Here is a 25,195-nt window from a genome sequence, read left to right on the forward strand (position 1 = left end):
GTGCAAGGGCGTGGCAGGCAGGTGCAAGGGCGCGGCAGGTCCGTGCGGGCAGGCCGGCCGCGGCCGGCGGCGCAAGGCAGGCCCGCGGATGCGGGCCTGCAGGTGCGTGCGCGCCCGGCTGCGCGCGTCAGCCGGCCTTCTTCGCGGCGATCCAGCGGTCCACGCGCTGCTCCAGCAGGTCGAGCGGCATCGCGCCGCCGCCGAGGATGGTGTCGTGGAAGCCGCGGATATCGAAGGCTGTGCCCAGCTCGGACTCGGCCTTCCGACGCAGTTCCTGGATCCGGATCATGCCGATCTTGTAGGCGGTGGCCTGGCCCGGGAACACCAGGTAGCGGCGGATCTCGGAGCGGATCGCGGCGTCGGGCACCGAGCTGTTCTCGCGGAAGTAGGCCACCGCCTGTTCCTCGGTCCAGCCCTTGGCGTGCATGCCGGTGTCGACCACCAGGCGGATCGCGCGCCACATCTCCGACATCAGCCGGCCGTATTCCGAATACGGATCCTGGTAGGTGTCCGGCATCTCCTTGGCCAGCCACTCCGAATACAGGCCCCAGCCCTCGTTGTAGGCGGTGTCGAAGGTCTGGGTGCGGAAGGTCGGCACGCCGGTCAGCTCCTGCGCGATCGAGATCTGCATGTGGTGGCCCGGCAGGCCCTCGTGGTACGCGATCACCTCCAGCTCGGTCTTCGGCATGGCGTTCATGTCCGAGAGGTGCGCGTAGTACACGCCCGGGCGCTTGCCGTCCGGCGAGGCCGGGTTGTAGTGCTGGGCGGCGCCGTCCTGCTCGCGGAAGGCCTCGACGCGCTTCACCACGAGGTCGGCCTTGGGCAGCAGGCCGAAGTACTTCGGCAGGTGCTGCTTGATGTTGTCGATCGCCTTCGTCGCGTCGTCGATGTAGGCCTGGCGACCGGCATCGGTATTCGGATACAGGCGCTTGGGGTCGGCCTGGACATGCTCGAAGAAGGCCTGCAGGTCGCCCTCGAAGCCGATCTGCTTCTGCACCGACTCCAGCTCGCCGCGCAGGCGCGCGACCTCGGCCAGGCCGAGCGCGTGGATCTGGTCGGCGGTCATGTCGGTCGAGGTGTTCTCGCCCAGCTGGTAGGCGTAGTACGCCGCGCCGTTGGGATGCGTGCTGCCGACGCCGGTGGGGTTCACCGCGGCCTTGGGCAGCTCCTCGGCGGCCAGGGCGAGGATGCGTTCGTAGGCCGGCTTCACGTCCTCGAGGAGCGCCTTGCGGGCGTCTTCCTTCAGCTCCGTGGCGCGTCCGGCGCCGACCTTGCCCGACGTCGCCAGCGCGTCGGCCTTGGCCTGGGCATCGGCCCACAGCGCGCTGTCGGCGCCGTCGTCGAAGGGCGCGCCGGTGATGATCTTGCGCGACTGGTCGGCCACGCCTTCCCAGGCGAACCCGGGCGGGCGGATGCCCTGTGCGGCCGCCTGGCGCGTGCGCTCGAGCAGGATGTCGAAGGTCGCCGGCAGCTTGCGCAGGCGCGAGACATAGGCCAGGTAGTCGGACTCGTCCTCGACCTTGTGGAAATTGATCATGAAGGTCGGCGCCATGCTGTGCATGCCGTTCATCTGGTCGAACGGGTAGCCGTTGAGCAGGAAGGGCATGCCGTCGCGTGCGCTCTCGTACTCCTTCTTCCACAGGTTCCACGACAGCTGGGCCTCGGGCTCCAGGCGGTCGTAGTCGAACTGCGCCTCCATCTCCTTCACCGAGGCCTCGAGCCAGTCGAGCTGGCGGCGGATGCCGGCGTCGGAGGCGTCGTCGATCTGGTCGTACAGCTCCTTGCGGCCGAGGAAGGTCAGGCGGATCGGGCTGAACTGCAGCTGCTCTTCGTACTTGGTCTCGAACCAGGCGTTGAGCCGGGCGGTCTCGGCCTCGAGGTCGGCCGGGGACGCGCTGGCGGCGGCGGGCGTGGCCGGCTGGCCGGCGGTGGCCGCGTTGGCCGGGCCGTCGCAGGCGGCCAGGCCGAGGGGCAGCACCAGCGCCAGCGCGATGGCGAGGGGCGAACGGGCGGAAGCGATGGGCATCGGGGCTCTCTCCGGAACAGGATGGCGGGAAGGGTCGGGACGGGGGCGGTGGAACCCGGACCGCGCCGACTGTCCCACGAAATCCGCCTCCGGATCACGCCCATAGGTCCCGGTCGCCGCCCGGGCGCACGCGTGCGCCGGGGTACCATGGCGTTTTTCGCCGACAGGAAAGCAGGGCCATGGCCAATCCGGACGATCAGCGCAACGGCGTGGGCCGCGACGAGGCCGAGGCGGCCGTGCGCACGCTGCTGCGCTGGGCCGGCGACGACCCGTCGCGCGAGGGCCTGCTCGACACGCCCAAGCGCGTGGCCGATGCCTATGGCGACTGGTTCAGCGGCTATGCCGAAGACCCGCGCGCCTACCTGGAGCGCACCTTCGAGGAAGTCTGCGGCTACGACGAGATGATCGTGCTGCGCGACATCCAGTTCGAGAGCCACTGCGAGCACCACATGGCGCCGATCATCGGCCGCGCCCACGTCGGCTACCTGCCCGACGGCAAGGTGGTGGGCATCAGCAAGCTGGCGCGCGTGGTCGAGGCCTATGCGCGGCGCTTCCAGGTGCAGGAAAAGATGACCGCGCAGATCGCCGCGGTGATCCAGGACGTGCTCAGGCCCCGCGGCGTCGGCGTGGTGGTCGAAGCCAGCCACGAATGCATGACCACCCGCGGCGTGCACAAGCGCGGGGTCAGCATGGTCACGTCGAAGATGCTGGGCGGCTTCCGCGACGACGCCCGCACCCGCCAGGAATTCCTGCGCTTCATCGGCGACCGGCGCGGCTGAGCCGCGCGCGGGCGCTGGCCCGATGCGTCAGGTCGTGGGCTGGGTCTGCGGATCCTCGTCCATCGTCGGGTCGACCGGCGGCGGACGGGTCGCGTCATCGATCGGCGGCACCGGATCCATCGGGGGCGGCACTTCGGGATCGGTCGGCACCGGGGTCGGGTTCATGGGATCCATGGGATCGACCGGATCGGCGGTGGTGTCGTCCTCGAACGGCGGCGGCGTCGGCGTCGTGGTGGTCGGCGGCGGAGTGGCGGCGGGGTCACTGGCCGAAGGCAGCTGGTCCACCGGCGTGTAGGCCTCGGACGGATCGTTGCAGGCGGTGAGGGCCAGCGCCAGGGTGGCGATGGCGGCGACGGGCACGAGTCGGTTCATGGCGGGATCCCACGGGATGGGCGTGGGCCGAGTATCCCGGCCCCGGCGTGTCGGGGATGTCGTCGTGATGTGAATGCGCCGCGGCGCTCAGTGGTCGGGCGTCGCCACCGGCAGCACGGCCCAGAACGGCACGCCTTGGCCCGCATGCACGCGCGCGGCCTCGTCGAGGATGTCCAGCAGGGTGGCGAAATCCTCCGGCGCGTCCTCGCGCAGGTCGCCGCAGTGGTCGATCAGCAGCAGGTAGCCGGGCGCGCCCAGCCAGGACAGGTCGCCCAGGCTGTCGGCCAGCGCATCCCAGTTGCCGCCGAAGTCGCCCGGAAACTCCAGCGCCTCGGCGACCTCGGCGAGGAGCGCGGCCTTGTCGTCGGCGGTTGCGAGATTGGCCGTGGCGACGTGGAAGTCGAGCGCGGTGGCCGCCTCGACCACCGCGGCCCGGTCGCGGACGTCGACGAAGTAGGCGGCGGACTGGCTGGCGTCGGCCAGCAGGGCCCCGAGTTCGACGTCGATCATGGCGCCGGCCTGCGCTCGAAGGCGCGGAAGCTGCGGTAGTGGTCGGCGGTGTAGTGCCATTCCACGGGCGGATCGCCGCCGGTGACGATGCGCCGCGCGCCGCGGTGGTCGAGGCCGGGGGTGTCGACGGTGTATTCGCGGTAGTGGCCGCGCGGGCGCGGCGGCAGCAGGCGTTCGCGGTTCTGGAACACGCCGCCGTCCTGCCGGTGCGGGAACGGCCCGCCGCGATCGATCAGCGCCAGGGTCGCGTGGGCCTCGGGCGGCAGGAAGGCGAGCGCGGGGTCGCGCGTGTCGGTCGATTCACCCTGGGCACCGCCCGCCGGCGCGCGGTAGGTTTCGGCCACCGACGGCGTGCCCGGCCCGGCTTCGCGCTGCAGGAGTTGCCAGCTGCCGGCCAGCACCAGCACCGCCACCAGCCAGATCCAGCTGCGCGGTGTCCTCCCGCCGGGGCGACCGCGCGCCATCGGCGTCAGCCGCAGCTGGCCTTGATGATGCGGCCCTCGTCATCGACCTCGAGGTTCAGCCGGCCGGCGCGGTAGTCCATGGTCACGGCCATGCCCGGCCGGATGATGCGGACGCCGCTGGCGCCGGCCGCCTGCCTGGCCTGCCCGGCGACCTGCTCGCTGAGCGTCTGGCCGACATAGGCGGCTGCCGCCTTGCCGTCGCAGCTGCCGCTGAAACCGTCCCGCACCACGGGTTCGCGCTGGCCGCCGCTGCCGGCACCGGTCGACGCGCACGCCGTGGCCATGAGCAGGAGCGGCGCGGACAGCAGGGTGGCGAAGCGGCGTGCGGTGGAGATGGTCTGCATGGGAACTCCTCGCGGGGTCGTGGAAGGATCATGCCGCAACGGCGGCAGGGCTGCGCTCAGTCGCGCTCCGGCGGCGTGGCGGTGCCGATGCGGTGCTCGAGGCGGCGGAACACGGCGAGCACCACGACGCACAGCAGCGAGGCGCCCAGCGCGAGCAGGTAGTTCCCCAGGCCGGCGGCGATGCCGATGGCCGCGGCCATCAGCAGCGAACTGGCGGTGGTCAGGCCGGACACCTGTTGTTCGCCGCGCGCGCGCAGGATCGCGCCGGCGCCGACGAAGCCGACCGCCGCGACCACCGACTCGATCAGGCGGGTCGGGTCGATGCGCAGCAGGTCGCGGTACTGCTCCTGGGTGAAGTGCTGGGCCACGACGTCGCCGAGGCCGACGATCAGCGCGGCCGCGCCGGCGATCAGCATGTGGGTGCGCAGGCCCGCGGCATGGCGGCCGAGCTCGCGTTCGATGCCGAGCACGCCGCCAAGGGCCATCGCCGCGGCGACGCGCGCCAGGATCCAGAGTTCGCCGTTGTGCAGTGCGTCCATCGAAGTCGTTCCTGTGGGGGACGGCGATGACAACGCAGTGACAGTCTCGTGGCCGTGAAGCCGAAGCCGAAGCCGAAGCCGAAGCCGAAGCCGAAGCGGTGAAGCCATGAAAGCCATGAAGCCATGAAGCGGTCATGCCTGCACGCCGTGACGCCGGCGCATGCGGGGCATGCCTACAATCCGGGCGATTCGACCCGGAGCCCGCGATGCGCCTGTTTGCCAAGTCCCTGCCGCTGCTGCTGGTCCTGCCACTGGGTGTGGCCTGCGCGCAGCAGCCGCTGCCGACGGCCGCGACCCCGACCCCGACCTCCACGCCCAGCCCGGCGCCCGAGCCTGCCGTCCCGGAGGTTGCGAGCCCTGCGCCTGCAGCGCCGGCGCCGCCTCCCGCGCCCACCGACGCCGAGTCCGCCACCTTCCGCGCATGCATGGGCCGGCTGCGCACCGCGGCCGCCGGCAAGGGCGTCGATTCCGCCACCTTCGATCGCCTGGCCGCGGGGCTGGCGCCCGACATGACCGTGCTGCCGCTGCTCGACCAGCAGCCCGAGTTCACCACGCCGATCTGGGACTACCTGGCGGCCCTGGTCGACCAGCAGCGCGTCGACGACGGCCTGGCCATGCTGCGCACGCACGAGGCCACCCTGCAGCGCGCGCAGGCCGCGTACGGGGTCGACCCGGCGACGGTGGTGGCGGTGTGGGGCGTGGAAAGCGACTACGGCCGCAGCTTCGGCAAGCGCCCGTTGCTGGTCTCGCTGTCGACGCTGTCGTGCTTCGGCCGCAGGCAGCCCTTCTTCCAGGGCGAGTTCATCGCCACGCTGCAGCTCCTGGCGCGCGGCGACCTGCGCGATCCGGGCATCACCGGGTCCTGGGCGGGCGCCTTCGGCCATACCCAGTTCATGCCGACGACGTACCAGCGGATCGCGGTGGATTTCGATGGCGACGGGCGGCGCGACCTGGTCGGCAGCATCCCGGATGCGCTGGGTTCGACGGCGAACTACCTGAAGCGGTCGGGCTGGCGGACGGGCGAGCCCTGGGGCCACGAGGTGATCCTGCCGCCGGGGTTCAACGCGGGCCAGGCGGGGCGCACGAACCGCAGGCCGCTGTCCGACTGGGTGGCGCAGGGCGTGCGGCGCGTCGACGGCAAGGCGTTCGACGGCGTCGCGGCCGATGCACGCGCGGCGGTGATCCTGCCGGCCGGGGCCGCGGGGCCGGCGTTCGTGGTGTTCAGGAATTTCGATGCGATCTATTCGTACAACGCGGCGGAGAGCTATGCGCTGGCGATCGCGCACCTGGCCGACCGGCTGCGCGGCGGCGGGGCGTTGGCGACGCGATGGCCGACGGACGATCCGGGCATCGGGCGGGCCGAGCGCCGGGAACTGCAGACGCTGCTGTTGGGGCGGGGGCACGCGATCGGCGAGGCGGACGGGATGGTCGGCACGCTGACGCGGCGGGCGATCGCGGAGGAGCAGCGCCGCCTGGGCCTGCTACCGGTGGATGGGCGCGCGGGCCTGCGGGTCCTGGAGGCCCTGCGCGCCGACGCCGCGGCCGGCACTCCTCCGCCGCGCTGACGCCTCGCCGACGCCGCGCTGACACCAACCCATCTGCGCCAACCCATCTGTAGGAGCGGCTACAGCCGCGATCCCCTTCCCGGTCAAGGACAGTTGGATCGCAGCCGCGACTTCCCCTCCCCGCCACGGACAGCTGGCTCGCAGCGGCGGCGCGTGGCCTACGCGACAAGTCGCTCCACGTGATTCGCTTGGTTGTCGCGCAGGCCGCGCCGCTGCGGATCACCTCGGTTCGCTGGTTGGCAGGTCAAGGGGACTCGCGGTGCGGGAGCCGGGGCAGGGCACGCCGGGCGCGCCGCACCCATTCGCAGCCTGTGCTCGGTGGGCACGTCGCGCCCGGCGTGCCTGCGGGGGTCTGCGCGGGGTGTGCGGGGGTGTGCGGGTTCGCACGCTGGGACGCCTTGCGACGGCTGTGCCACGCGCAGGCAGGCTTGGCGCCTCGGTGCTACGGGGGCAGCTGTGTCAGCTGTGCCGAAGGGGGCAGAATCGGGGTTCCTCGGATGGGATGGCAGCCATGGCGCGCGCGGCGGGTTGGAGAGTGGTGGGATGGGTGCTGGTCCTGGCGTTGGCGGGGTGCAGCGGCGGGCCCGTGGCCACGGGGGTGCCTGCAAGCGGCGATTCCTCCGGTTCGGCGGGAGCGACTCCGGCGGTGGTCGACAGTGCGAGGCTTGCGGAACACATCCGGGTGCTCGCGTCGGACGCGTTCGAGGGGCGGGCACCGGCGACCCCCGGGGAAGAGAAGACGGTTGCGTACCTGCGGGAGCAGTTCGCGGCGGCGGGCCTGCAGCCGGGTGGCGAGAACGGGGGCTGGACGCAGGCGGTAACGCTGGAGCGGACGGAGATCGCGGGGCCGGTGGCGGCGTCGTTCTCGGTCGGCGGGCGCGAGTGGACGCTGGCGAATGGGGACGACATCGCGCTGGAGACGCTGCATCCGCAGGGCGACGTGGCCTTGCGCGGGGTGCCGGTGGTGTTCGCGGGCTACGGGATCACGGCGCCGGAACTGCACTGGGACGATTACGCGGGCCTGGACGTGCGCGGCAAGGTGGTGGTCGTGCTGGTCAACGATCCGGATTTCGAGACGGCACCGGAGCGCTTCGGCGGGCGGGCGATGACCTGGTACGGGCGCTGGGCCTACAAGTACATCGAGGCCGCGAAGCGCGGGGCGGCGGGGGTGCTGATCGTGCACGAGACGGCGCCGGCGGCGTATCCGTGGGCGACGGTGCGCAACGGACGGGCGGCGCCGCAGTTCGACATCGTGCGTGCCGACGCGGCGGACTGGCACCTGCCGGTGCGCGGCTGGATCCAGCGGGCGACGGCCGAGCGGCTGTTCGCGGGCGCCGGGTTGTCGTTCGACGCCGCGAAGCGCGAGGCGCAGCGGCCGCGCTTCCGGGCGCGCGCGCTGGAGGGCGTGGCGTTCTCGGCGGCGTTCGCGGTAGGGCGCAGCCGGATCACCAGCCACAACGTGCTCGGGCTCCTTCCCGGCGCGGCGCGTGCGGACGAGACGGTGATCGTGTCGGGGCACTGGGACAGCTTCGGGATCGGCACGCCGGACGCGGGCGGCGACGCCATCATCAACGGCGCGGTCGACAACGCGACGGCGATCGCGTCGATGCTCGAGATCGCGCGGGTCATCGCCGCGGGAGCGCGGCCGGCGCGCAGCGTGCTGTTCATCGCGCTGACGGCGGAGGAGAGCGGGCTGCTCGGGGCGACCCACTACGCGGCGCATCCGCTGCGTCCCCTGGCCACGACCGCGGCGGCGATCAACATGGAGATGTGGAGTCCGGACGGGCCGACGCGCGACATCTCGAGCTGGGGCCAGGGCAAGGTCTCGCTGGAGCGCGCGCTGGAGGCGGCGGCGCGGGCGGAGGGTCGGACCTATTCGCCCGATCCGGAGCTGGAGGCCGGCTTCTTCTACCGCGCCGACCATTTCGCGTTCGCGCAGGCCGGGGTGCCGGCGATCACCGTGGGCCCCGGCATGGACCAGCTCAAGGGCGGCGTCGAGGGTGGCCGGGCCGCGCGCGCCGACTACTTCGCCAGGCGCTACCACCAGCCCGGCGACGCCTTCGACGGGAGCTGGGACATGCGGGGTCCGACGGCCGATACGGCCGTGGTGCTGCGGCTGGTGCGCGGCGTCGCGGACTCGGAGGCCTGGCCGGAGTGGGACGCCGGCAGCGAGTTCCGTGCGGCGCGCGAGGCCAGCGCCGCGTCGCGCAGGCGCTGACCGACGCGGCGCACCAATCCCGGATCTGGCGCCTGCGTGCACCTTGCGGCACGGTGGCGGCATGGAATCCGAAGCCACCAGACCCCACGCGCCGTCCTGCGAACGCAACCGCGAGCCGATCCTCGCCGTGCTGCAGCGGCACTTCGCCGGCTGTCGCCGGGTCCTCGAGATCGGCAGTGGCACCGGGCAGCACGCCGTGCATTTCGCGCAGGCGATGCCGTGGCTGGCCTGGCAGGCCTCCGACGTCCCGGAGAACCTGCCCGGCATCCGCGCGTGGCTGGCCGAGGCGCGGCTTGCTAATACGCCGCCGCCGCTGGCGCTGGACGTGCTGCAGGCGCCCTGGCCCGACGTCGGCGCCGACGCGGTGTTCACCGCCAACACGCTGCACATCATGGGCTGGGACGCGGTCGAGGCCTTCTTCCGCGGCGTGGGCCAGGTGCTGGCCGGGACGCCGGACGCGCCGCTCGTCGCGTACGGGCCATTCAACCGCGGCGGCGCCTACACCAGCGACAGCAATCGCGACTTCGACGGCTGGCTGAAGGCGCGTGATCCGCGTTCGGGCATCCGCGACATCGAAGCCGTCGACGCGCTGGCGCGGGCGGCGGGGCTGGTGCCCGTCGACGACGTGGCCATGCCGGCCAACAACCGCTGCCTGGTGTGGAGGCGCGTAGCGGCCGCCTGACGGCATCGGCCGCGGCGCCCGAGTGCCCCAGTGCGCCTCAGGGCGCTACGGCGCGCGGCGCGTGTTCGCGCAGTTGGCGCACCTGGCCCAGCGCCCAGCCGAGGGCGATGCAGGCACCCGGTACCGCCATCCACCCCACGCTGCCCGCGCCAACGCTCTGCCGCAGGGCGTCCCAGGCCGGGCCGACGGCGGATACGGCGGCCACCAGCGCCGCGCCCCCCAGCAGCAGGAGCAGGCCTCCGGCCAGCGTCGGTTCGAAGCCCGGATCGGGTGCCGCGGATCCCGCCTTCGCCGCGACCGCGGCGGCGAAGTCGAGCGGCGGCCGGCTGCGCGGCGCGGTGGCGATGGCGGTCGCGACGAGCCGGTAGTCGTCGATCCGCCGCGCATCCGTGCCGTGGCCATGTCCGCCCTGGACGGATCCGGCCGCGTCCAGCCGTGCGGCGCGCAGGCCCTGTTCCTGCCAGGCCCATTCGTCGCCATCGATGGCGGAAGGCGTGCGTGTGGTGTTCATGCCGGGACTCCGATGCGGGCTTCGAGCAGGTCGCGCAGGCGCCTGCGCGCGCGGAACAGGTGGCTCTTGATCGTGCCCTCGGCCAGCCCGGTGATGCCGGCGATGGCGGCGATCGGCAGTTCCTCGAGATGGTAGAGCGCGAGCAGGCTGCGCTGCAGCGGTGGCAGCGACTCGATCGCGACGTGCAGGTGGCGCACGCGCTCGTCGTCGGACGCGGCGGCCTCGAGGTCGAAGCCGTGGCCCGCCAGCTCCTCCAGCGGAGGGCCATCGCCGTCCAGGTCGACGACCGGGATGCGCCGGCGCTCGAGGTGGCGCACCGCCATCGACCACGCCACCTGCGCGATCCACGACTTCAGCGCGCTGTCGCCGCGGTACTGGTGCAGCGTGCGGTGGATGCGCAGGAAGACCTCCTGGCAGAGCTCGCGGGTGTCCTCCGGGTGGCGCAGCATCCGGTCGACGATGTGCCAGCACAGGCCCTGGTAGTCGCGCACCAGGCGTTCGAAGGCGCCGGGCGCGCCAGCGAGCACGGCCGCGGCCAATGCGCGGTCGGCATCGTGGGCATCGGCGGGCGGCGGGCAGGCGTCGGGCATGACGGACAGGGATACGGTCGGCTGCGCCGCGGTTGCAGCGGGATGCAGTGCAACCGGCGCGGCGCGGCGAGTATCTCCTGTGCCGACCCTCCACTGCGGACACCGCCATGAACGTCGACATCCTGATCCCGATCACCCTCTTCATCGCCGTCGCCTATGCCATCAAGGTGACGGTGGAGGCCTATACCCGGCGGCGCATCATCGAGACCCGCGGCTCCGAGGAGCTGGTGCGCGCGCTGCTCGAGGGCGAGACGCGCCGGCGCCGCCAGTCGTCCCTGCAGTGGGGCGCGGTGATGGTGGCGCTGGCCATCGGCTTCGGCCTGGTGGAGCTGACCGGGGTGCGCGACGTGACCCCGGGCGTGGTGGCCCTCCTGCTCGGTGCGACCGGCTTTGGCCACCTGGCCTACTTCCTGCTCGAAGGCCGGCTGCCGGAGGGCCGTCGGCTCGAAGGCCCGGCGAAGTAGCCGCCGCACGGCGCGCGGGCCGCCCACGGACGGGCAGCCGCGCCTGGCCGCTGTGGTAGAACGTCGGCCTGTCCACGGCAGCGAGGCACCACCATGCTCACCCGTCGCGAATACCTGAAGCTGTCCGCTGCGGCGGGCGTGGCGCTGGCGATCAACCCCCGCCTGCTGCTCGCGCAGGATGCACCGCAGGCGCTGATCACCCGCACCATCCCCGGCACCAGCGAGCAGCTGCCGGTGGTCGGCCTGGGCAGTTCGGCCTCGTTCGCGCGCATCGCCGGCGAGGGCGAGCTGGACCGGGTGCGCGCGGTGCTCGAAGCGCTGCTGCAGCACGGCGGTCGCGTTTTCGACACCGCCCCCGGCTATGGCGTGGCGGAAGAGGTGGCCGGCGGCGTGGTGCGCGAAGCCGGCCTGGGCGAACGCCTGTTCTGGGCGACCAAGCTCAACGTCGCCGGGCGCGGTGGCGACGCGGCCGACCCCGCTGCGGCGCGCGCGCAGCTCGAGCAGTCGTTCGCGCGCATCGGCAAGTCACCGATCGACCTGGTGCAGGTGCACAACATGGGCGACGTGCCGACCCAGCTCGGCATCCTCGAGGAGCAGCGCGACGCCGGGCGCATCCGCTACCTGGGCGCGACCACCACGTCGGAGTCGCAGTACGACGCGCTGGAAGCGCTGATGAAGACCGGGCGCCTGGACTTCATCGGCGTCGACTACGCCGTCGACAACCGCACGATGGAGGAGCGGATCTTCCCGCTGGCCCGCGAGCGCGGCATCGGCGTGCTGGTCTACCAGCCGTTCGGGCGCACGCGGCTCTGGCAGAAGGTCGAAGGCCACGCGCTGCCCGACTGGGCGGCCGACTACGACATCGCCACCTGGGGCCAGTTCTTCCTGAAGTTCGCTGTCTCGCATCCGGCGGTCACCGCGGCGACGCCGTCGACCAGCCAGGCCCGCAACATGATCGACAACATGGGCGCGGCCCGTGGCCGCCTGCCGGACGAGGCCGGCCGCAGGCGCATGGTCGCGCACGTCGAAGCCCTGGGCTGAGCGGCGCTGCCGCATGATCGCGCCGCTTGAAGCGCTGGGCTGAGCCGCGCCGCCCGCCGCTTGACCTGGGTCAGCGCGCGACGGCGCGCGCGGCGCGAGCATGGGCCATCGGCGCCATGCGCGCCGCTGGCAGGAGACGACGATGGAATTCCATGTCCGCGCGTCGCGGCCGCTGCCGCCGCTCGCGGTGATCGAGGACGCGCTGCTTGCGTTCGACCCGGCGGCGGTGGTCGATCTCGACCCGGCGCAGGGCCTGCGCGTGAGCGCGGCCATCGACGCCGCGCAGCTGGTGGACCTGCTCAACGGCGTCGGTGGCGCGGTCGATCCAGGCGAGGTGGAGCAGCAGCCGTCGGTGTGTTGCGGCGGGTGCAGCGGGTGAGGTGGAAGCGGACCCGAGGGAGCGATCGCAGCTGTAGCTGCTCCTACAGGGTTCCTTCTTTCCTGTAGGAGCGGCTACAGCTGCGATCCCCCCCCGATCCTGTGGGAGCGGCTACAGCCGCGATCCGTTGCTGCCGATCTCAGGCCGCCTGCACGATCCGCAGCGGGTTGTTCCACTCGCGCAGCAGGTCCGCCTCGCGCGCCTGCGCCTTCTCCAGGTGCGCGTGCTTGACGTGGCCGTAGCCGCGGATGTGCTCGGGCACCGAGGCGATGTCCGCCGCCAGCGCCACGTTGCCGGCATCGAGGGTGTCCAGCAGGCCGCCCACCGTGCGCTCGTATTCGGTGATCAGCTGGCGCTCCACGCGCCGCTCCGCGGTGTAGCCGAAGACGTCCAGCGGCGTGCCGCGCAGTCCCCTCAGCTTCGCCAGCACCCTGAAGGCGCTGAACACCCATGGACCGAAGGCCTGCTTGCGCAGCCGGCCCTCGGCGTCGCGCCTGGCCAGCAGCGGCGGCGCGAGGTGGAACTCCAGGCGGAAATCGCCTTCGAACTGCTGCTCCAGCCGGCGCTCAAACTCGCCGCTGGTGTAGAGCCGGGCCACTTCGTACTCGTCCTTGTAGGCCATGAGCTTGAAGAAATAGCGCGACACCGCCTCGGCGAGGTCGGTGCTGCCGGGCGCGCGGGTGGCCTCGGCGCTGCGCACGCGGGCCACGAAGTCGGCGTAGCGCTTCGCGTACTTCGCATCCTGGTAGTCGGTGAGGAAGGCGGTGCGGCGCGCGACCAGCTCGTCCAGGCTGCGCGACAGGCGCGCGTCGTCCAGCGGCAGGAAGGCCAGGTTGTCGGCGCCGGAGGGCAGGTGGCGCAGCTCGTCCTCGCGCCGCTGCGGCTTGGGCGCGCTGGTGGCACCCCATTCGTTGCCCTCCCAGTCGCCCGGCGGCAGCGCATCCAGCAGCGACGGCGTCGCCTCGGCCAGCGTGCGCGGATTGCGCACGATGCCGGCAGCCTCGTACACCGCCTCGATGTCGACGGCGGCCAGGCGGCCCCAGGCGAAGGCGGTCTTGTTCATTTCGATCGCGGCGCCGTTGAGCTCGACCGCGCGCATTAGCGCGTCCAGCGACAGCGGCACCAGGCCGCGCTGCCAGGCGTAGCCGAGCATGAACAGGTTCGCGGCGATGGCGTCGCCGATCAGGGCGGTGGCGAGCTGGGTGGCGTCGACGACGGCAAGTGCTTGCGTGCCGGCGGCGTCCACCGTGGCGGCGTCCAGTCCAAGCGCCGTGCGCACCGCGCTGATGATGTCGGTGGCCGGGAACTGCATGTCCGGCCGGGTGGTGAAGGTGCCCGGCATCGCCTCGTAGCTGTTGACCACCACCTGCGAGCGGCCCGCGCGCAGCTTCGACAGCGTCCAGTAGTCGTTGACCACGACCATGTCGCAGCCCAGCACCAGGTCGGCTTCGCCGGCGGCGATGCGCACGGCGTGGATGTCGGAAGGTTTCGGCGCAATGCGGATGTGGGTGGTGACCGCGCCGCCCTTCTGCGCCAGGCCGGTCTGGTCGAGCACGCTCGCCCCGCGGCCTTCCAGGTGCCCGGCCATGCCCATCAGCGCGCCGATGGTGACCACGCCGGTGCCGCCGACGCCGGTGACCAGGATGTTCCAGGGCCGCGAGTCGTCGCTGGCGAACACCGGGTCGGGCAGGTTGGCGAGCTTCGACAGTCCCGTTGCCGGCTTGCCCTTGCGCGGCTTGCCGCCGAGCACGGTGACGAAGCTGGGGCAGAAGCCTTCCACGCAGCTGAAGTCCTTGTTGCAGGCCGACTGGTCGATCTCGCGCTTGCGCCCGAACTCGGTCTCCTTGGGCAGCACGGACACGCAGAACGACTTCACGCCGCAGTCGCCGCAGCCTTCGCAGACCAGCGAGTTGATGGCCACGCGCTTGGCCGGATCCGGCAGCTTGCCGCGCTTGCGGCGGCGGCGCTTCTCGGTGGCGCAGGTCTGGTCGTAGATAAGCACGCTGGTGCCCTTCACCTCGCGCAGGCGCTTCTGCACGGCATCCAGCTCGCGGCGGTCGTGGAAGGTCACGCCCGCCGGGAAGATGGAGTGGTCGCTCCACTTCTCGATCTCGTCGGACAGCAGCGCGATCACCTCCACGCCTTCGCTCCGCACCTGGTGCGCGATCTGCGGCACCGACAGCGTGCCGTCCACCGGCTGGCCGCCGGTCATCGCCACCGCGTCGTTGTAGAGGATCTTGTAGGTGATGTTGACGCCGGTCGCGACCGACTGGCGGATCGCCAGCGTGCCGGAGTGGAAGTAGGTGCCGTCGCCGAGGTTCTGGAACACGTGCGGCGTTTCGGTGAACGGCGCCTGCCCCGACCAGGTCACGCCTTCGCCACCCATGTGGGTGAAGGTCTCGGTGCTGCGGTCCATCCACGTGACCATGTAGTGGCAGCCGATGCCGGCCATGGCGCGCGAACCTTCGGGCACCTGGGTGGAGGTGTTGTGCGGGCAGCCCGCGCAGTAGTGCGGCACGCGCGGGAACTGCGCGCGCGGCAGCGCCAGCGCGCCTTCCTTGTCGTCCATCCAGCGCAGCACCGTGTGGATACGCGCCGCGCCATCGCTGCCCTCGGGCATGAAACGCAGGATGCGCCGCGCGATCACGCCGGCGATGGTCGCGGGCGTCAGCTCGCCGGTCGACGGCAGGATCCACTCGCCGGCCTCGTCATGCTTGCCGACGATCGACGGCCGGCGCCCGCCGTCGAGGCCGAAGTCGAAGTTGTAGAACAGCTCCTTCATCTGGCTCTCGATGAAGGACAGCTTCTCCTCCACCACCAGGATGTCTTCCAGCCCGCGCGCGAAGGCGCGGATGCCGACCGGCTCCAGCGGCCAGGTCATGCCGATCTTGTAGACGCGGATGCCCAGCTCGGCGCATGCGCGCGCGTCGAGGCCGAGGTACTCCAGCGCCTGCAGCACGTCGAGGTAGCTCTTGCCGGTGGTGGCGATGCCCAGGCGCGCGTTCGGCGAGTCGATCACCACGCGGTCGATGCGGTTGGCGCGGGCAAAGGCCTGCGCCGCCTTCACCGCATAGCGGTGCAGGCGCATCTCCTGGTCCATCGGCGGATCCGGCCAGCGGATGCCGAGGCCGCCGGGCGGCAGTTCGAAGTCGTCCGGGGTCACGATCCGGACCGCGAACGGATCGACGTCGACCGAGGCCGAGGACTCCACCGTCTCGGCGATGGTCTTGAAACCGATCCAGCGGCCGGTGTAGCGGCTCATCGCCCAGCCGACCAGGCCCATGTCGAGGATGTCCTGCACGCCGGCCGGGTTGAGGATCGGCATCAGCGCGCTGGTGAACTCGCCTTCCGAGCCGTGGGGCAGGGTGGACGAGCGGCAGGCATGGTCGTCCGCGGCCAGCGCCAGCACGCCGCCGTGCGGCGAGGTGCCGGCGGCATTGGCGTGCTTGAACACGTCGCCGGAGCGGTCCAGGCCCGGTCCCTTGCCGTACCACATGCCGAACACGCCATCGACGGTCGCGCCCGGGAACAAGTTGGTCTGCTGGCTGCCCCAGACCATGGTCGCGCCAAGGTCCTCGTTGAGACCCGGCTGGAAGCGCACGTTGGCGCCTTCCAGGTGCCGGCGCGCGCGCCACAGCTCGAGGTCGAAGCCGCCCAGCGGCGAGCCGCGGTAGCCGGAGATGAAGCCGCCCGTCTCCAGCCCCGCCGCCTGGTCGCGCAGGCGCTGCATCAGCGGCAGCCGCACCAGCGCCTGCACGCCCGAGAGGTAGATCCGGCCCCGGGTGCGCGCGTACTTGTCCTCGAGCGTGTAGTCGGGATCGGTCACGCCGCGGGTGAGGCCGCCATGGGCGGAGGCGGGCGAGGAGAGTTCGGCGGTGCTGGTCATGCGGGACCCCGTGCGGGCAAGGCGCTGGCTGAGGGCGCGGCCCGGCGGCCGGGCGCGGGGCGCACGGGCGGGTGGGGACGCGGAAGCGGCGCGGATTCTATCAGCGGGGCGGTTTTCGTGACTTTTCCTTAACAGTTGCCGGCGCTACATGGGCCGCGGGCCTGGCCCGTTGGGGAAAAGGAGGTGTCCGCCATGCAGGAGCGCTGCGCGGCCGTGCCGCCGGACGTCGGCAACAGCGCACGCCGCCACAACCAGGCGCTGGTGGCGCTGGCGCGGCAGTGCTGGACCGGGCTCCAGAGCCTGGAATGGGCGCTCGCCCGGATCTGCGAGACCGCGGCCGAAGTCCTCGAGGTGGACCGGGTGAACGTCTGGCGGCTGCACCCCGCCCACGGCGTGCTGCGCTGCATCCACGCCTACGACCGCCATGGCGGCGCGCACGATGCGGGCGGCTACGGCGAGGCGCTGGACGCCGACTGCGAGTACGGCCGGCGGCTGGACGAGGTGCGGGTGATCGACGCCATCGACGTGCACCGCGACCCCGGCCTGGCGACGCTGCAGTCGTATTTCGAGCGCTACCGGGTGGCGTCCCTGCTCGACGCCCCGGTCCGCGGCGAGGGCGCGCTGCTGGGCGTGGTCTGCCACGAGCAGGTTGGGCGCGCGCGGGCATGGAGCGAGGCCGACCAGGCGTTCGCCGCCAGCATCGGCGACTGCGTGGCCATGGTCATCGAGATCCACCGCCGCCACGACGCCGAGCGCCGCCTGCGCTACCTGGAGCTGCACGACCCGCAGACCAACCTGCCCAACCGCGACCACCTGCTCGAGGTGGCGCACAGCGCCCTGTGCCCGGCGGGCAGCGGCGAACCCGCGATCACCGCCATCCACCTCCAGGTGGAGCCCGGCGAGGGCGACCGCGTGGCCAACCTGGTGGCCGTGGCGGCGGCCCTGCGCGCAGGGTTTGGCGAGGACGCGACCCTGGCCCGCGTGCGCGACGACGCCTTCGCCCTCGTGCCGCACCGCAGCCTGCGGGGGGCGGAAGCGCTCGAGCTCGCCGGCCGCTGCGTCGAACTGGCCGAGCGCGCCGGTCGCGGTGGCGAGCGGTCGCGGGTGGTGGCCGGGATCGCGTTCTCGCACGACCTCGCCGCCCCCTCGGCCGACATGCTGCTGCGCAACGCCGAGCTGGCCAGCCATCGCGCGCGCAGCCTGGGCCGGCTGGACCGCTGCGAGGTCTTCGACGCCGGCCGCCACCGCGAGCTGATGGAGCGCATGCGCCTGGAGCGCGAGCTGCGCGAGGCGCACGAGAAGGGACGCCTGCACGTGCACTACCAGCCCGTGGTCCGGCTGGCCGACGGCCGGGCGATCGGCGCCGAGGCGCTGCTGCGCTGGCGCGACGACGGCGGCCGCTGGCGGCCGACCGCCGAGTTCATCGACGTGGCCGAGACTTCGGGCCTGATCGTGCCGCTGGGCCGCTGGCTGCTCGGCACCGCCTGCGCCACCGCCGCGGCCTGGCCGACCGAGGCGGGCCCGCTGACCCTGGCGGTCAACGTCTCGGCGCGCCAGCTCGAACAGCCGGGCCTGGTCGGCGACGTCGCGGCCGCGCTCGACGCCAGCGGCCTGGCGCCGGCGCGGCTGTGGCTGGAGCTCACCGAGACCGCCCTCCTCGCCGACGCCCCGTTCGCGATCGCGACCCTGCAGCGCCTGCGCGAGCTTGGCGTGCGCGTGGCCCTGGACGACTTCGGCACCGGCCAGTCGTCGCTGGCCCGGCTCAAGCAGCTGCCGATCGACGGGCTCAAGGTGGACCGGGGCTTCGTGGCCGACCTGCCGGGGGATCCGCTGGACATGGCGATCCTCGCCGCGATCGCGACCGTGGGCGCACGGGCCCGGCTGCAGGTGGTGGCCGAGGGCGTGGAGACGGCCGCCCAGGCGCGCGCGGTGATGGACTGCGGGATCGCCTACGGACAGGGCTTCCACTACGCACGCCCGATGCCGGAGGCGGACCTGCGTTCCATCTTCACGCGCGCGGGCTGATTCCACCGGCGGTTGCCGCTACCATGGTGCCGGGGTACAGGGGCCCCGCTACCCGTACGACGCAATGAACCACGTTTCCGCACGCCGGCTCGCCGTGCTCGTGCTCGCGCTTCTTCCCTTCGGCCTGTGTGCGCAGAACCTGCCCTGGCCCAAGGAGTTCTACTTCGAATCCGACGCCGACGTCGCCCGGCCGCTCGAGCTGTACCCGGGCACCGACGACGCCACCGTGGAGCGCCTGCTGCAGGCGCGCCGCAACGGTCGCCGCGATGCCAACCTGGCCACCGCGCAGCTGGCGCACCTGTCCTATGCCGGCGGCCGCGCGGAAACCGGCGCCGCGCTCTACCAGGAAGCCCTGCAGCGCCCGGACAATGCGCGCCAGCGCGACGCGCTGCACTGGAACCACGGCTGGGACCTGTATCGCAGCGGCGACGTCGCCGGCGCGATCGAACAGTGGCGGATCGCCGGCGCCGAGCGGCTGAAGGGCCCGGCCTGGCTGCCGCCGACGCTGGCGCTCGGACTGTGGCAGCTGGACCGCCGCGACGAAGCGGTGCGCTGGTACGCGGCCGCCGTGCGCACCGAGCCGGCCCTGTGGACCACGCCCGACCTGCAGCGCCTGCTGCCCGGCTGGAGCCAGGCCGACCGCGACGTGCTGGCCCAGGTCGCCGCCGCGTGGAAGGTGGCGCCTCCGCCCTGGCCCTGAGCATCCGGCGGCGCCTGCGCGCCGCCTGGGCCACCCGCCTCGGCGACCCTCGGGGCCGGGTCTTCCGGCCTCAGCCGCCGCTGCCGGCCTCGAGCGGCACCTCGTGCGCGCGCAGCCAGGCGCGCACCGCCTCGCGCTCGCCGCGCGCCCGTTCGTTGAGCAGGGCCTCGCGCATCTGGAAGTAGTAGGGCTGGAAGGTCTCGCCGGCCGAGTTGGTCGCATGCGCCGGTGCGCCGGCCTCGAGCAGCTCCAGCACGATCCCGCCCGCATTGACCGCGCCGGCCGCATGCAGGGGCGTGGCCCCGTTGCTGTCCGGCACCCCGGGATCCGCACCCGCCGCCAGCAGGATCCGCACCTGCTCGCGGCCGCCGCCCAGGATGGCGCGCACCAGCGGCGTCTCGCCGGTGGCGCTGTTGCGCAGGTCGGGGTCGCCGCCGCGCGCAAGCAGCAGCTGCAGCAGGGCCGGATCGTCGCCGAAGGCCGCCACGTGCACCGCGCTGCCGCCTCCGGGCGCCTGGCGGTCGGGATCGGCGCCGGCATCGAGCAGCACCGTCACGACGTCGGCGCGGCCGGCGGCCACGGCCAGCTGCAGCAGGCTGCTGCCGTCGCTGCCCGGCGTATCGGCGTGGATGCCCGACAAGCGGGCACGCAGCGCGTCGGCATCGCCGCGCGCCACGGCGTCGGCCAATGGCGCGAGCTTCGGGTCGGTAAAGGGATGGTCCATGGTGGGCGGTCCGCTGCATGCGGCCGCGCTTGCCGCCAGGAGGAGGATCAGGGCACAGGTGCGCATCACCGGCGATGGTGCCACAGCGTCGCGAGCCCGGCCGGTGGAAGCGGGTCCCTGGCTCAGCGGAACCAGTTGCGGACCGCCTGCAGGCCGCCGCCCACCAGGTCGGCGCCGGATTCGATGACGTTCCCGCCGAAGTCCATCACGCCCTCGACCACGTTGCCGGTGCCCGACACCACCCTGGCGGCGACGTCGCTGACCGGACCGTCATGGCGGTCGTCGATGCGCCGGGCCAGCGAATCGGTGCCCTGGCGCAGGGTGTCGGCGGCGGAATTGACCACGCCCTCGACCACGTCGCCGGCGATGCGGAAGCCGCCCTGGATGCCGTTGCCGCGGGCGAAGTCGGTCTGCACCACGTCGACGATGTCGCTGGCCAGGTCATGGGTATTGCGCGCGAAGTCGTCCTGCAGCGCGTCCGGCACCCGGTCGATGAGGTTCGCCGCCGTGCCCTGCGACGGGTTGCGGTAGCCCGCCTGCCAGGGCTGCTGCTGGATCATCGCTTCGGTCAGGAGTTCGGGGCTGTGGCTGACGGCACCGCGCACCAGGCCGGCGATGTCGCCGAGCACCGGCACGTCCAGGCGGTCCATGACCTCGAGGCCCGCGCCCAGGCCCCAGGCCACCGGCGTCGGCAGGCCGGTTTCGGCGTCGAGCCCGCGCGGCACCAGGGTCAGGTCCTGCACGCCTTCGGGGTCGACCACGATCTTCGTGCCCAGCGCGTCGGGCGCGGCCAGGGCGAAGGGACTGTTCTCCTGGAAGTTGGTCAGCAGGTCGTCGGCCATCGAATAGCGGCGGATCAGGCCGCCTTCGGCCAGGTCGCGCGCGGCCTGCGGGTCGATGCCCAGGCGGTCCAGCGTGTTCGGATGCAGGCCCGAGGCGTCGAAGGTGACCGCCGGCACGCCCGAGGCGAGCGAGGCCACCGAAGCCAGCCCACCGCCCTGGGAATGCCCGGTGATGGCGAGGTTGGTGGCGTTGCCGTCGGCATCCGGCGTGCCGAAGCGGCGCTCGAATTCCACCGCGGTGCGGGTGGCCAGGCCACTGAACTTGTCGATCTGGTCGCTGGTGGTGAAGCCGGCGCCCTGGCGGAAATTGTTCATCCAGTCGGCACCGGTGCCGTCGGTGCCGCGGTAGGCGAGGACGAAGTTGCCGTTGCAGTCCTGGTAGATCTCGGCCTTGAAATGCTGGGCGGCGAGCTGGTCGCCGCCGTCGAGGTACTGCGCGCGCCAGGCGGCCGGATCGCTGATGCCGCGCGCGGCCAGGTCGGCGTCGGTCACTTCGGACCAGCCGGCCGGCGGTGCGCCGCGCGTGCCGTAGACGGCGGTGGCGAGCTGCGACAGCACCACGTCGAAGGCCTGCGCCTGCTGGCCGCCGGCCAGCGCCGACAGCTCGCCCGCGCCGACGCCGCCGGGCGCGCACTGCGGCGACGGCGGCTGCGCGGCCTGCGCTCCGGGGGCCAGCGCGCCGAGCTGTGGGTGGTAGCCGGGCTCGTGGCGGCCCTGCAGCGGCTGCAGCGCCGGTGCGTTGGCCGCCTCGGGCGGCGGCGGGGGCGCCGGCTGCAGGCGACGCAGGTGGAGGGCCGAGCTCGAGTCGTGGTCCAGGCGTGCGTGCAGCATGGGAGCGGTCCAGCGGGGGTCTGCAGCCAGTGGACCGCTCCCGGCAGGCGGGTTCAATCGGGGGCGGACCCTAGGTCGGCTTGCTAAGGTCGCGCTTCCGCTCCGATGGTCGCCCTCCATGCCCGCCAGCTCCCGCTTCGTCCTTGCCGCGCTGCTGTTCGCCGCGGTCCCCGTCGCCGACGCCGCCGACCGCATCACCGGCCACACCTTCGCCACCCGCAGCGAAGTGCATGCGCCGCATGCGATGGCGGCGACCTCGCACCCGCTCGCCACCCAGGTGGCGCTGGACGTGATGAAGGCCGGCGGCACGGCGGTCGACGCCGCGATCGCCGCCAACGCCGCGCTCGGCCTGATGGAGCCCACCGGCAACGGCATCGGCGGCGACCTCTTCGCCATCGTCTGGGATCCCCGGACGGGCAGGCTGCATGGCTACAACGGCTCCGGGCGCTCGCCGATGTCGCTCACGGCGGCGGAGTTCGCGCAACGCGGGCTCACCGACATTCCCGCGCACGGCCCGCTGCCGGTCACCGTGCCGGGCGCGGTCGACGGCTGGTTCGCGCTCCACGGGCGCTTCGGCCGGCGCACGATGGCCGAGAACCTGGCGCCGGCGATCCGCTACGCGCGCGACGGCCATCCGGTGCACGAGACCATCGCCTACTACTGGGCGCGCTCGGTGCCGCGGCTGTCGAAATGGCCGGGCTTCAGCGACCAGTTCACCGTCGCCGACGGCGACGGCCGCCGCGCGCCCCGCAACGGCGAGACCTGGAAGAACCCGAACCTCGCCGACACCCTGCAGCAGATCGCCGATGGCGGCCGCGACGCGTTCTACAGGGGCGACATCGCGCGCACGATGGCGGCCTACTTCGCCGCCAACGACGGCTTCCTGTCCTACGAGGACCTCGCCGCCCACCAGGGCGAGTGGGTGGAGCCGGTGTCGACGGACTACCGCGGCTACACGCTGTGGGAGCTGCCGCCCAACGGGCAGGGCATCGCCGCGCTGCAGATCCTCAACCTGCTCGAGCCGTATGACCTCGCCGCCTACGGCTTCGGCAGCCCCGAGCACGTGCATCTGTTCGTCGAGGCCAAGAAGCTGGCCTTCGCCGACCGCGCGCGCTGGTACGCCGACCCGGCCTTCCATCCGGCGCCGGTGTCGAAGCTCATCTCGAAGGACTACGCGCGTGAACGCGGTCGACTGATGTCGCCCGAACGCGTGCTGCGCGAGGTGCAGCCGGCCACCCCGGCCGAGCTCAACCAGGGCGACACGATCTACCTCACCACCGCCGACGCCGACGGGATGATGGTCTCGCTGATCCAGTCCAACTACCGCGGCATGGGCAGCGGCATGGCGCCGCCGGGGCTGGGCTTCATCCTGCAGGATCGCGGCGAGCAGTTCGTGCTCGGCGATGCGACCCACCCCAACGCCTATGCGCCGGGCAAGCGACCGTTCCACACCATCATCCCCGCGTTCGCGACGAAGGACGGCAAGCCCTGGCTGTCCTATGGCCTGATGGGCGGCGCGATGCAGCCGCAGGGCCACGTGCAGATCCTGATCAACATGATCGATTTCGGCATGAACCCGCAGGAGGCCGGCGACGCGCCGCGCATCCACCACGACGGCTCGACCGAGCCCGCGGGGCGCGCGACGGTGATGTCCGACGGCGGCTGGGTCGAACTCGAGTCGGGCTTCCCGCAGGCGACGGTGCGCGCGCTGATGGACCGCGGGCATTCGGTGCGCTCGGCACTCGGCCCCTTCGGCGGCTACCAGGCGATCATGGCCAACCCGCAGGGCGGCTGGACCGGCGCCAGCGAGTCGCGCAAGGACGGGCAGGCCGCGGGCTACTGACGCAGGCGCGGCTATGCTGCGGCGGACCGTTGTGACCAGGGACCGACCGATGCCGCCACGCCTCCTTCCGCTGCTGCTCTTCGCGGCCCTGGCCGCCCCCGTGCAGGCGCAATCGCCGCAGCCGGTCGAGCCGACCGCGGCGGAACTGCAGCAGGCGCAGGCGCGATCGGACGCCTGGCAGGCCTATGCCTCGCGCGCGGCCCATGCGCTTGCGCGCTCGGACGGTGCGCGGGAACGGGCGCTGGCGGTCGTGCTGGAGGCCCTGGCGCGCCCCGCGGACGAGGATGGCGTCGCGCGCGCATCGCCAACCGCGGCGACCTGGCGCGAGACCGCGTCCACGCGGGGCGCGGGCGACCGCATCACCCAGCAGCTGCTGGTGGCCGCCGGCATCGCGGCCGGCGACCCGGACGCGGCTGGCGTGGCCGCGCGCCGCTGGCAGGCGCTGGAACCCGGCAACCTGGCGCCGCTGCTGTTCCAGGGTCTCGGCGCCGACGCCACGCTTGCCGCCGCCGCACGGTCCGGCCGCCAGGCGTCCGATCCGCTCGCGCTGCAGCGCTGGGTCGCCACCGCCATGCGCCCGCATGCGCCCAGCGCCGCCGAGTGGGCGGCGTTCGGCGAGGGTCCGCGTCCGTCGGCAGGAACCGGCGCCGCGCTGACCGCCGGTGCCGTGCAGGGCCTGCTGGTGCCGGACTATCGCGAGGTCCTGGGCGCCTGCACCGGGCGCCAGCTGGGTGCGCCCGGCCGTGCGCAGGGCTGCCGGCACCTGTCCGCCCTGCTGCTGTCGGATCCGCAGACCCTGCACGACGAGCGCATCGGTCTGTCCCTGGCGCGCGCGCTGAGCCGCAGCGCCGCGGAGCGCGCGCCACTGGACGCGCGTCGCCGCGGCGTCGACTGGCGCGACGAACAGATGGCGGACCTGGCGGCGCGCGAGGGCGCGGCCAGCGCAGGGGTCCATGCGCGGCTGCTGGCCGACACCTCGATCACCACGGAAGACGCGCTGGTGCGGCGGATCCTGCTCGATGCCGGGGTCGCGCCGCTGCCGCCGGCGGACTGGCGGGCGCCGTGGGAGCAGCCGGCGCGCTGAAGCGGGCGCGTTGAAGCGGGCGTGTGACCGTCAGCCGCGCGGCTGCACGCTGACGCCGTTGGCCTGGAGCCAGGCGTCGATCCTGCCGAGGTCGCGTCGGGTGGCGGCGTTGAGCAGCTTGGGATCGCCCTTGTACAGGTAGTCCTGGAAGGTCGCGCCGGTGCGGTCGGTGGCGCGCGGGTCGGCGCCCGCCTCGAGGAACCGCAGCGCCGCGCCGGCATCCTTGACCAGCGCGGCCTGGTGCAGCGGGGTGGTGCCGTTGCGATCGGCGACGTCCAGCCGCGCGCCGGCGCGCAGCAGCACGTCGATGTTCGCGTCGCTGTCGGCGCGCAGCGCGTCGTACAGCGGCGTCGCGCCGGTGACGGTGTTGGGCGTGTCGGGCGACATGCCGTGTTCGAGCAGCGCCTCGAGCCACTCGCGCGACTTGCCCATCGCCGCGACGTGCAGCGCGGTGCGGCCGTCGCGGTTGCCGCGCGCGGGGTCGGCGCCCAGCGCCAGCAGGAGGCGGAAGGCACCGCGGTCGCCGCGCTTCATCGCCCACTGCAGCAGCGGCTGGCCCCGGTCGTCCTCGGCGTTCGGGTTGGCGCCGGCGGCGATCAGTTCGCGCGCCAGCGCGTCGTCGCCCGCGAGCAGGGCGTCGGCTAGCTGGGTGCTGCCCGGGTTTGCAAAGGCCTGGCCTGGGTTCACGTCTGTCCCTTGCCGGGCGCAGCCGGCGGTGGAGGCAAGCATCAGCGACGCGGCCAGCAGTGCGCGCATGCCAGGCGGCGCCAACCGGA

Annotated in this window: 23 protein-coding genes; 11 read left to right on the forward strand and 12 right to left on the reverse strand. The window is 72.9% G+C overall.

Annotation, left to right across the window (positions count from 1 at the left end):
* Nucleotides 1-127 precede the first annotated feature (127 nt).
* Complete coding sequence (locus tag JG616_RS10660; protein WP_199392554.1) at nt 128-2,026, reverse strand: DUF885 domain-containing protein; 1,899 nt, start codon at nt 2,024-2,026, stop codon at nt 128-130.
* 179 nt (nt 2,027-2,205) lie between these two features.
* Here JG616_RS10660 and folE point away from each other — a divergent pair, with 179 nt between their 5' ends.
* Nucleotides 2,206-2,805 carry a GTP cyclohydrolase I FolE gene (gene folE / locus JG616_RS10665; RefSeq protein WP_199392555.1) on the forward strand — a complete coding sequence of 200 codons (600 nt, stop codon included), beginning with the start codon at nt 2,206-2,208 and terminating at the stop codon, nt 2,803-2,805.
* A gap of 27 nt (nt 2,806-2,832) precedes the next feature.
* On the opposite strand, the gene JG616_RS10670 is transcribed toward folE, so the two are convergent.
* From JG616_RS10670 to JG616_RS10690, 5 genes are all read right to left on the reverse strand, one after another.
* Nucleotides 2,833-3,177: a hypothetical protein gene (locus tag JG616_RS10670; RefSeq protein ID WP_199363030.1), complete on the reverse strand. Its 345-nt coding sequence runs from the start codon at nt 3,175-3,177 to the stop codon at nt 2,833-2,835.
* 87 nt (nt 3,178-3,264) lie between these two features.
* Nucleotides 3,265-3,687 (reverse strand): barstar family protein, encoded by a 423-nt coding sequence (locus tag JG616_RS10675; RefSeq protein ID WP_199363029.1) that lies wholly within the window; start codon nt 3,685-3,687, stop codon nt 3,265-3,267.
* Complete coding sequence (locus tag JG616_RS10680; RefSeq protein ID WP_199363028.1) at nt 3,684-4,151, reverse strand: ribonuclease domain-containing protein; 468 nt, start codon at nt 4,149-4,151, stop codon at nt 3,684-3,686. The genes JG616_RS10675 and JG616_RS10680 overlap by 4 nt, the downstream gene beginning before the upstream one ends.
* 5 nt (nt 4,152-4,156) lie before the next feature.
* Nucleotides 4,157-4,495: an I78 family peptidase inhibitor gene (locus JG616_RS10685; protein ID WP_199392556.1), complete on the reverse strand. Its 339-nt coding sequence runs from the start codon at nt 4,493-4,495 to the stop codon at nt 4,157-4,159.
* Between the two features lie 56 nt (nt 4,496-4,551).
* Entirely contained in the window at nt 4,552-5,034 is a 483-nt protein-coding gene (locus JG616_RS10690) for an MgtC/SapB family protein (RefSeq protein WP_199363026.1), read from the reverse strand.
* Nucleotides 5,035-5,240: 206 nt separating this feature from the next.
* Here JG616_RS10690 and JG616_RS10695 point away from each other — a divergent pair, with 206 nt between their 5' ends.
* From JG616_RS10695 to JG616_RS10705, 3 genes are all read left to right on the forward strand, one after another.
* Nucleotides 5,241-6,599: a lytic murein transglycosylase gene (locus JG616_RS10695; RefSeq protein ID WP_235973100.1), complete on the forward strand. Its 1,359-nt coding sequence runs from the start codon at nt 5,241-5,243 to the stop codon at nt 6,597-6,599.
* Between the two features lie 646 nt (nt 6,600-7,245).
* Nucleotides 7,246-8,817 carry a M28 family peptidase gene (locus JG616_RS10700; protein ID WP_343225011.1) on the forward strand — a complete coding sequence of 524 codons (1,572 nt, stop codon included), beginning with the start codon at nt 7,246-7,248 and terminating at the stop codon, nt 8,815-8,817.
* A 61-nt stretch (nt 8,818-8,878) separates the two neighbouring features.
* Nucleotides 8,879-9,499: a DUF938 domain-containing protein gene (locus JG616_RS10705; protein ID WP_199392558.1), complete on the forward strand. Its 621-nt coding sequence runs from the start codon at nt 8,879-8,881 to the stop codon at nt 9,497-9,499.
* A 37-nt stretch (nt 9,500-9,536) separates the two neighbouring features.
* Here JG616_RS10705 and JG616_RS10710 read toward each other — a convergent pair whose 3' ends face one another.
* Nucleotides 9,537-10,010 (reverse strand): hypothetical protein, encoded by a 474-nt coding sequence (locus JG616_RS10710; protein ID WP_199392559.1) that lies wholly within the window; start codon nt 10,008-10,010, stop codon nt 9,537-9,539.
* Nucleotides 10,007-10,600 carry a sigma-70 family RNA polymerase sigma factor gene (locus tag JG616_RS10715; protein ID WP_199392560.1) on the reverse strand — a complete coding sequence of 198 codons (594 nt, stop codon included), beginning with the start codon at nt 10,598-10,600 and terminating at the stop codon, nt 10,007-10,009. The genes JG616_RS10710 and JG616_RS10715 overlap by 4 nt, the downstream gene beginning before the upstream one ends.
* A 107-nt stretch (nt 10,601-10,707) precedes the next feature.
* Between JG616_RS10715 and JG616_RS10720 the strand changes: the two genes are divergently transcribed.
* From JG616_RS10720 to JG616_RS10730, 3 genes are all read left to right on the forward strand, one after another.
* Nucleotides 10,708-11,064 (forward strand): hypothetical protein, encoded by a 357-nt coding sequence (locus JG616_RS10720; RefSeq protein ID WP_199392561.1) that lies wholly within the window; start codon nt 10,708-10,710, stop codon nt 11,062-11,064.
* Nucleotides 11,065-11,157: 93 nt separating this feature from the next.
* Entirely contained in the window at nt 11,158-12,105 is a 948-nt protein-coding gene (locus tag JG616_RS10725; protein WP_199363020.1) for an aldo/keto reductase, read from the forward strand.
* A gap of 142 nt (nt 12,106-12,247) precedes the next feature.
* Complete coding sequence (locus JG616_RS10730; RefSeq protein WP_199392562.1) at nt 12,248-12,484, forward strand: hypothetical protein; 237 nt, start codon at nt 12,248-12,250, stop codon at nt 12,482-12,484.
* A gap of 139 nt (nt 12,485-12,623) precedes the next feature.
* Here the strand turns inward: JG616_RS10730 and JG616_RS10735 are convergent, their stop codons facing one another.
* Nucleotides 12,624-16,370: an indolepyruvate ferredoxin oxidoreductase family protein gene (locus JG616_RS10735; protein WP_199392563.1), complete on the reverse strand. Its 3,747-nt coding sequence runs from the start codon at nt 16,368-16,370 to the stop codon at nt 12,624-12,626.
* Nucleotides 16,371-16,562: 192 nt separating this feature from the next.
* Here JG616_RS10735 and JG616_RS10740 point away from each other — a divergent pair, with 192 nt between their 5' ends.
* Nucleotides 16,563-18,395 (forward strand): sensor domain-containing phosphodiesterase, encoded by a 1,833-nt coding sequence (locus JG616_RS10740; RefSeq protein WP_235973112.1) that lies wholly within the window; start codon nt 16,563-16,565, stop codon nt 18,393-18,395.
* A gap of 64 nt (nt 18,396-18,459) precedes the next feature.
* Nucleotides 18,460-19,095 (forward strand): tetratricopeptide repeat protein, encoded by a 636-nt coding sequence (locus tag JG616_RS10745; RefSeq protein WP_199363016.1) that lies wholly within the window; start codon nt 18,460-18,462, stop codon nt 19,093-19,095.
* A gap of 70 nt (nt 19,096-19,165) precedes the next feature.
* Here the strand turns inward: JG616_RS10745 and JG616_RS10750 are convergent, their stop codons facing one another.
* Together JG616_RS10750 and JG616_RS10755 are read right to left on the reverse strand one after the other, a co-directional pair.
* Entirely contained in the window at nt 19,166-19,819 is a 654-nt protein-coding gene (locus tag JG616_RS10750; protein ID WP_199363015.1) for an ankyrin repeat domain-containing protein, read from the reverse strand.
* Between the two features lie 122 nt (nt 19,820-19,941).
* Nucleotides 19,942-21,492: an Mbeg1-like protein gene (locus JG616_RS10755; RefSeq protein ID WP_199392565.1), complete on the reverse strand. Its 1,551-nt coding sequence runs from the start codon at nt 21,490-21,492 to the stop codon at nt 19,942-19,944.
* A gap of 118 nt (nt 21,493-21,610) precedes the next feature.
* Between JG616_RS10755 and ggt the strand changes: the two genes are divergently transcribed.
* Both ggt and JG616_RS10765 read left to right on the forward strand, forming a co-directional pair.
* The gene (gene ggt, locus JG616_RS10760; protein ID WP_199392566.1) at nt 21,611-23,335 is read left to right on the forward strand and encodes a gamma-glutamyltransferase; all 1,725 of its coding nucleotides are present in this window, start codon (nt 21,611-21,613) and stop codon (nt 23,333-23,335) included.
* A 49-nt stretch (nt 23,336-23,384) separates the two neighbouring features.
* A complete protein-coding gene (locus tag JG616_RS10765; protein WP_199392567.1) occupies nt 23,385-24,419 on the forward strand; it encodes a hypothetical protein in 1,035 nt (344 codons plus the stop codon).
* Nucleotides 24,420-24,449: 30 nt separating this feature from the next.
* On the opposite strand, the gene JG616_RS10770 is transcribed toward JG616_RS10765, so the two are convergent.
* A complete protein-coding gene (locus JG616_RS10770; RefSeq protein ID WP_199392568.1) occupies nt 24,450-25,106 on the reverse strand; it encodes an ankyrin repeat domain-containing protein in 657 nt (218 codons plus the stop codon).
* Between the last annotated feature and the right edge of the window lie 89 nt (nt 25,107-25,195).

This window comes from Luteimonas sp. MC1895 (genome assembly GCF_016457215.1).
Lineage (GTDB): Bacteria > Pseudomonadota > Gammaproteobacteria > Xanthomonadales > Xanthomonadaceae > Luteimonas.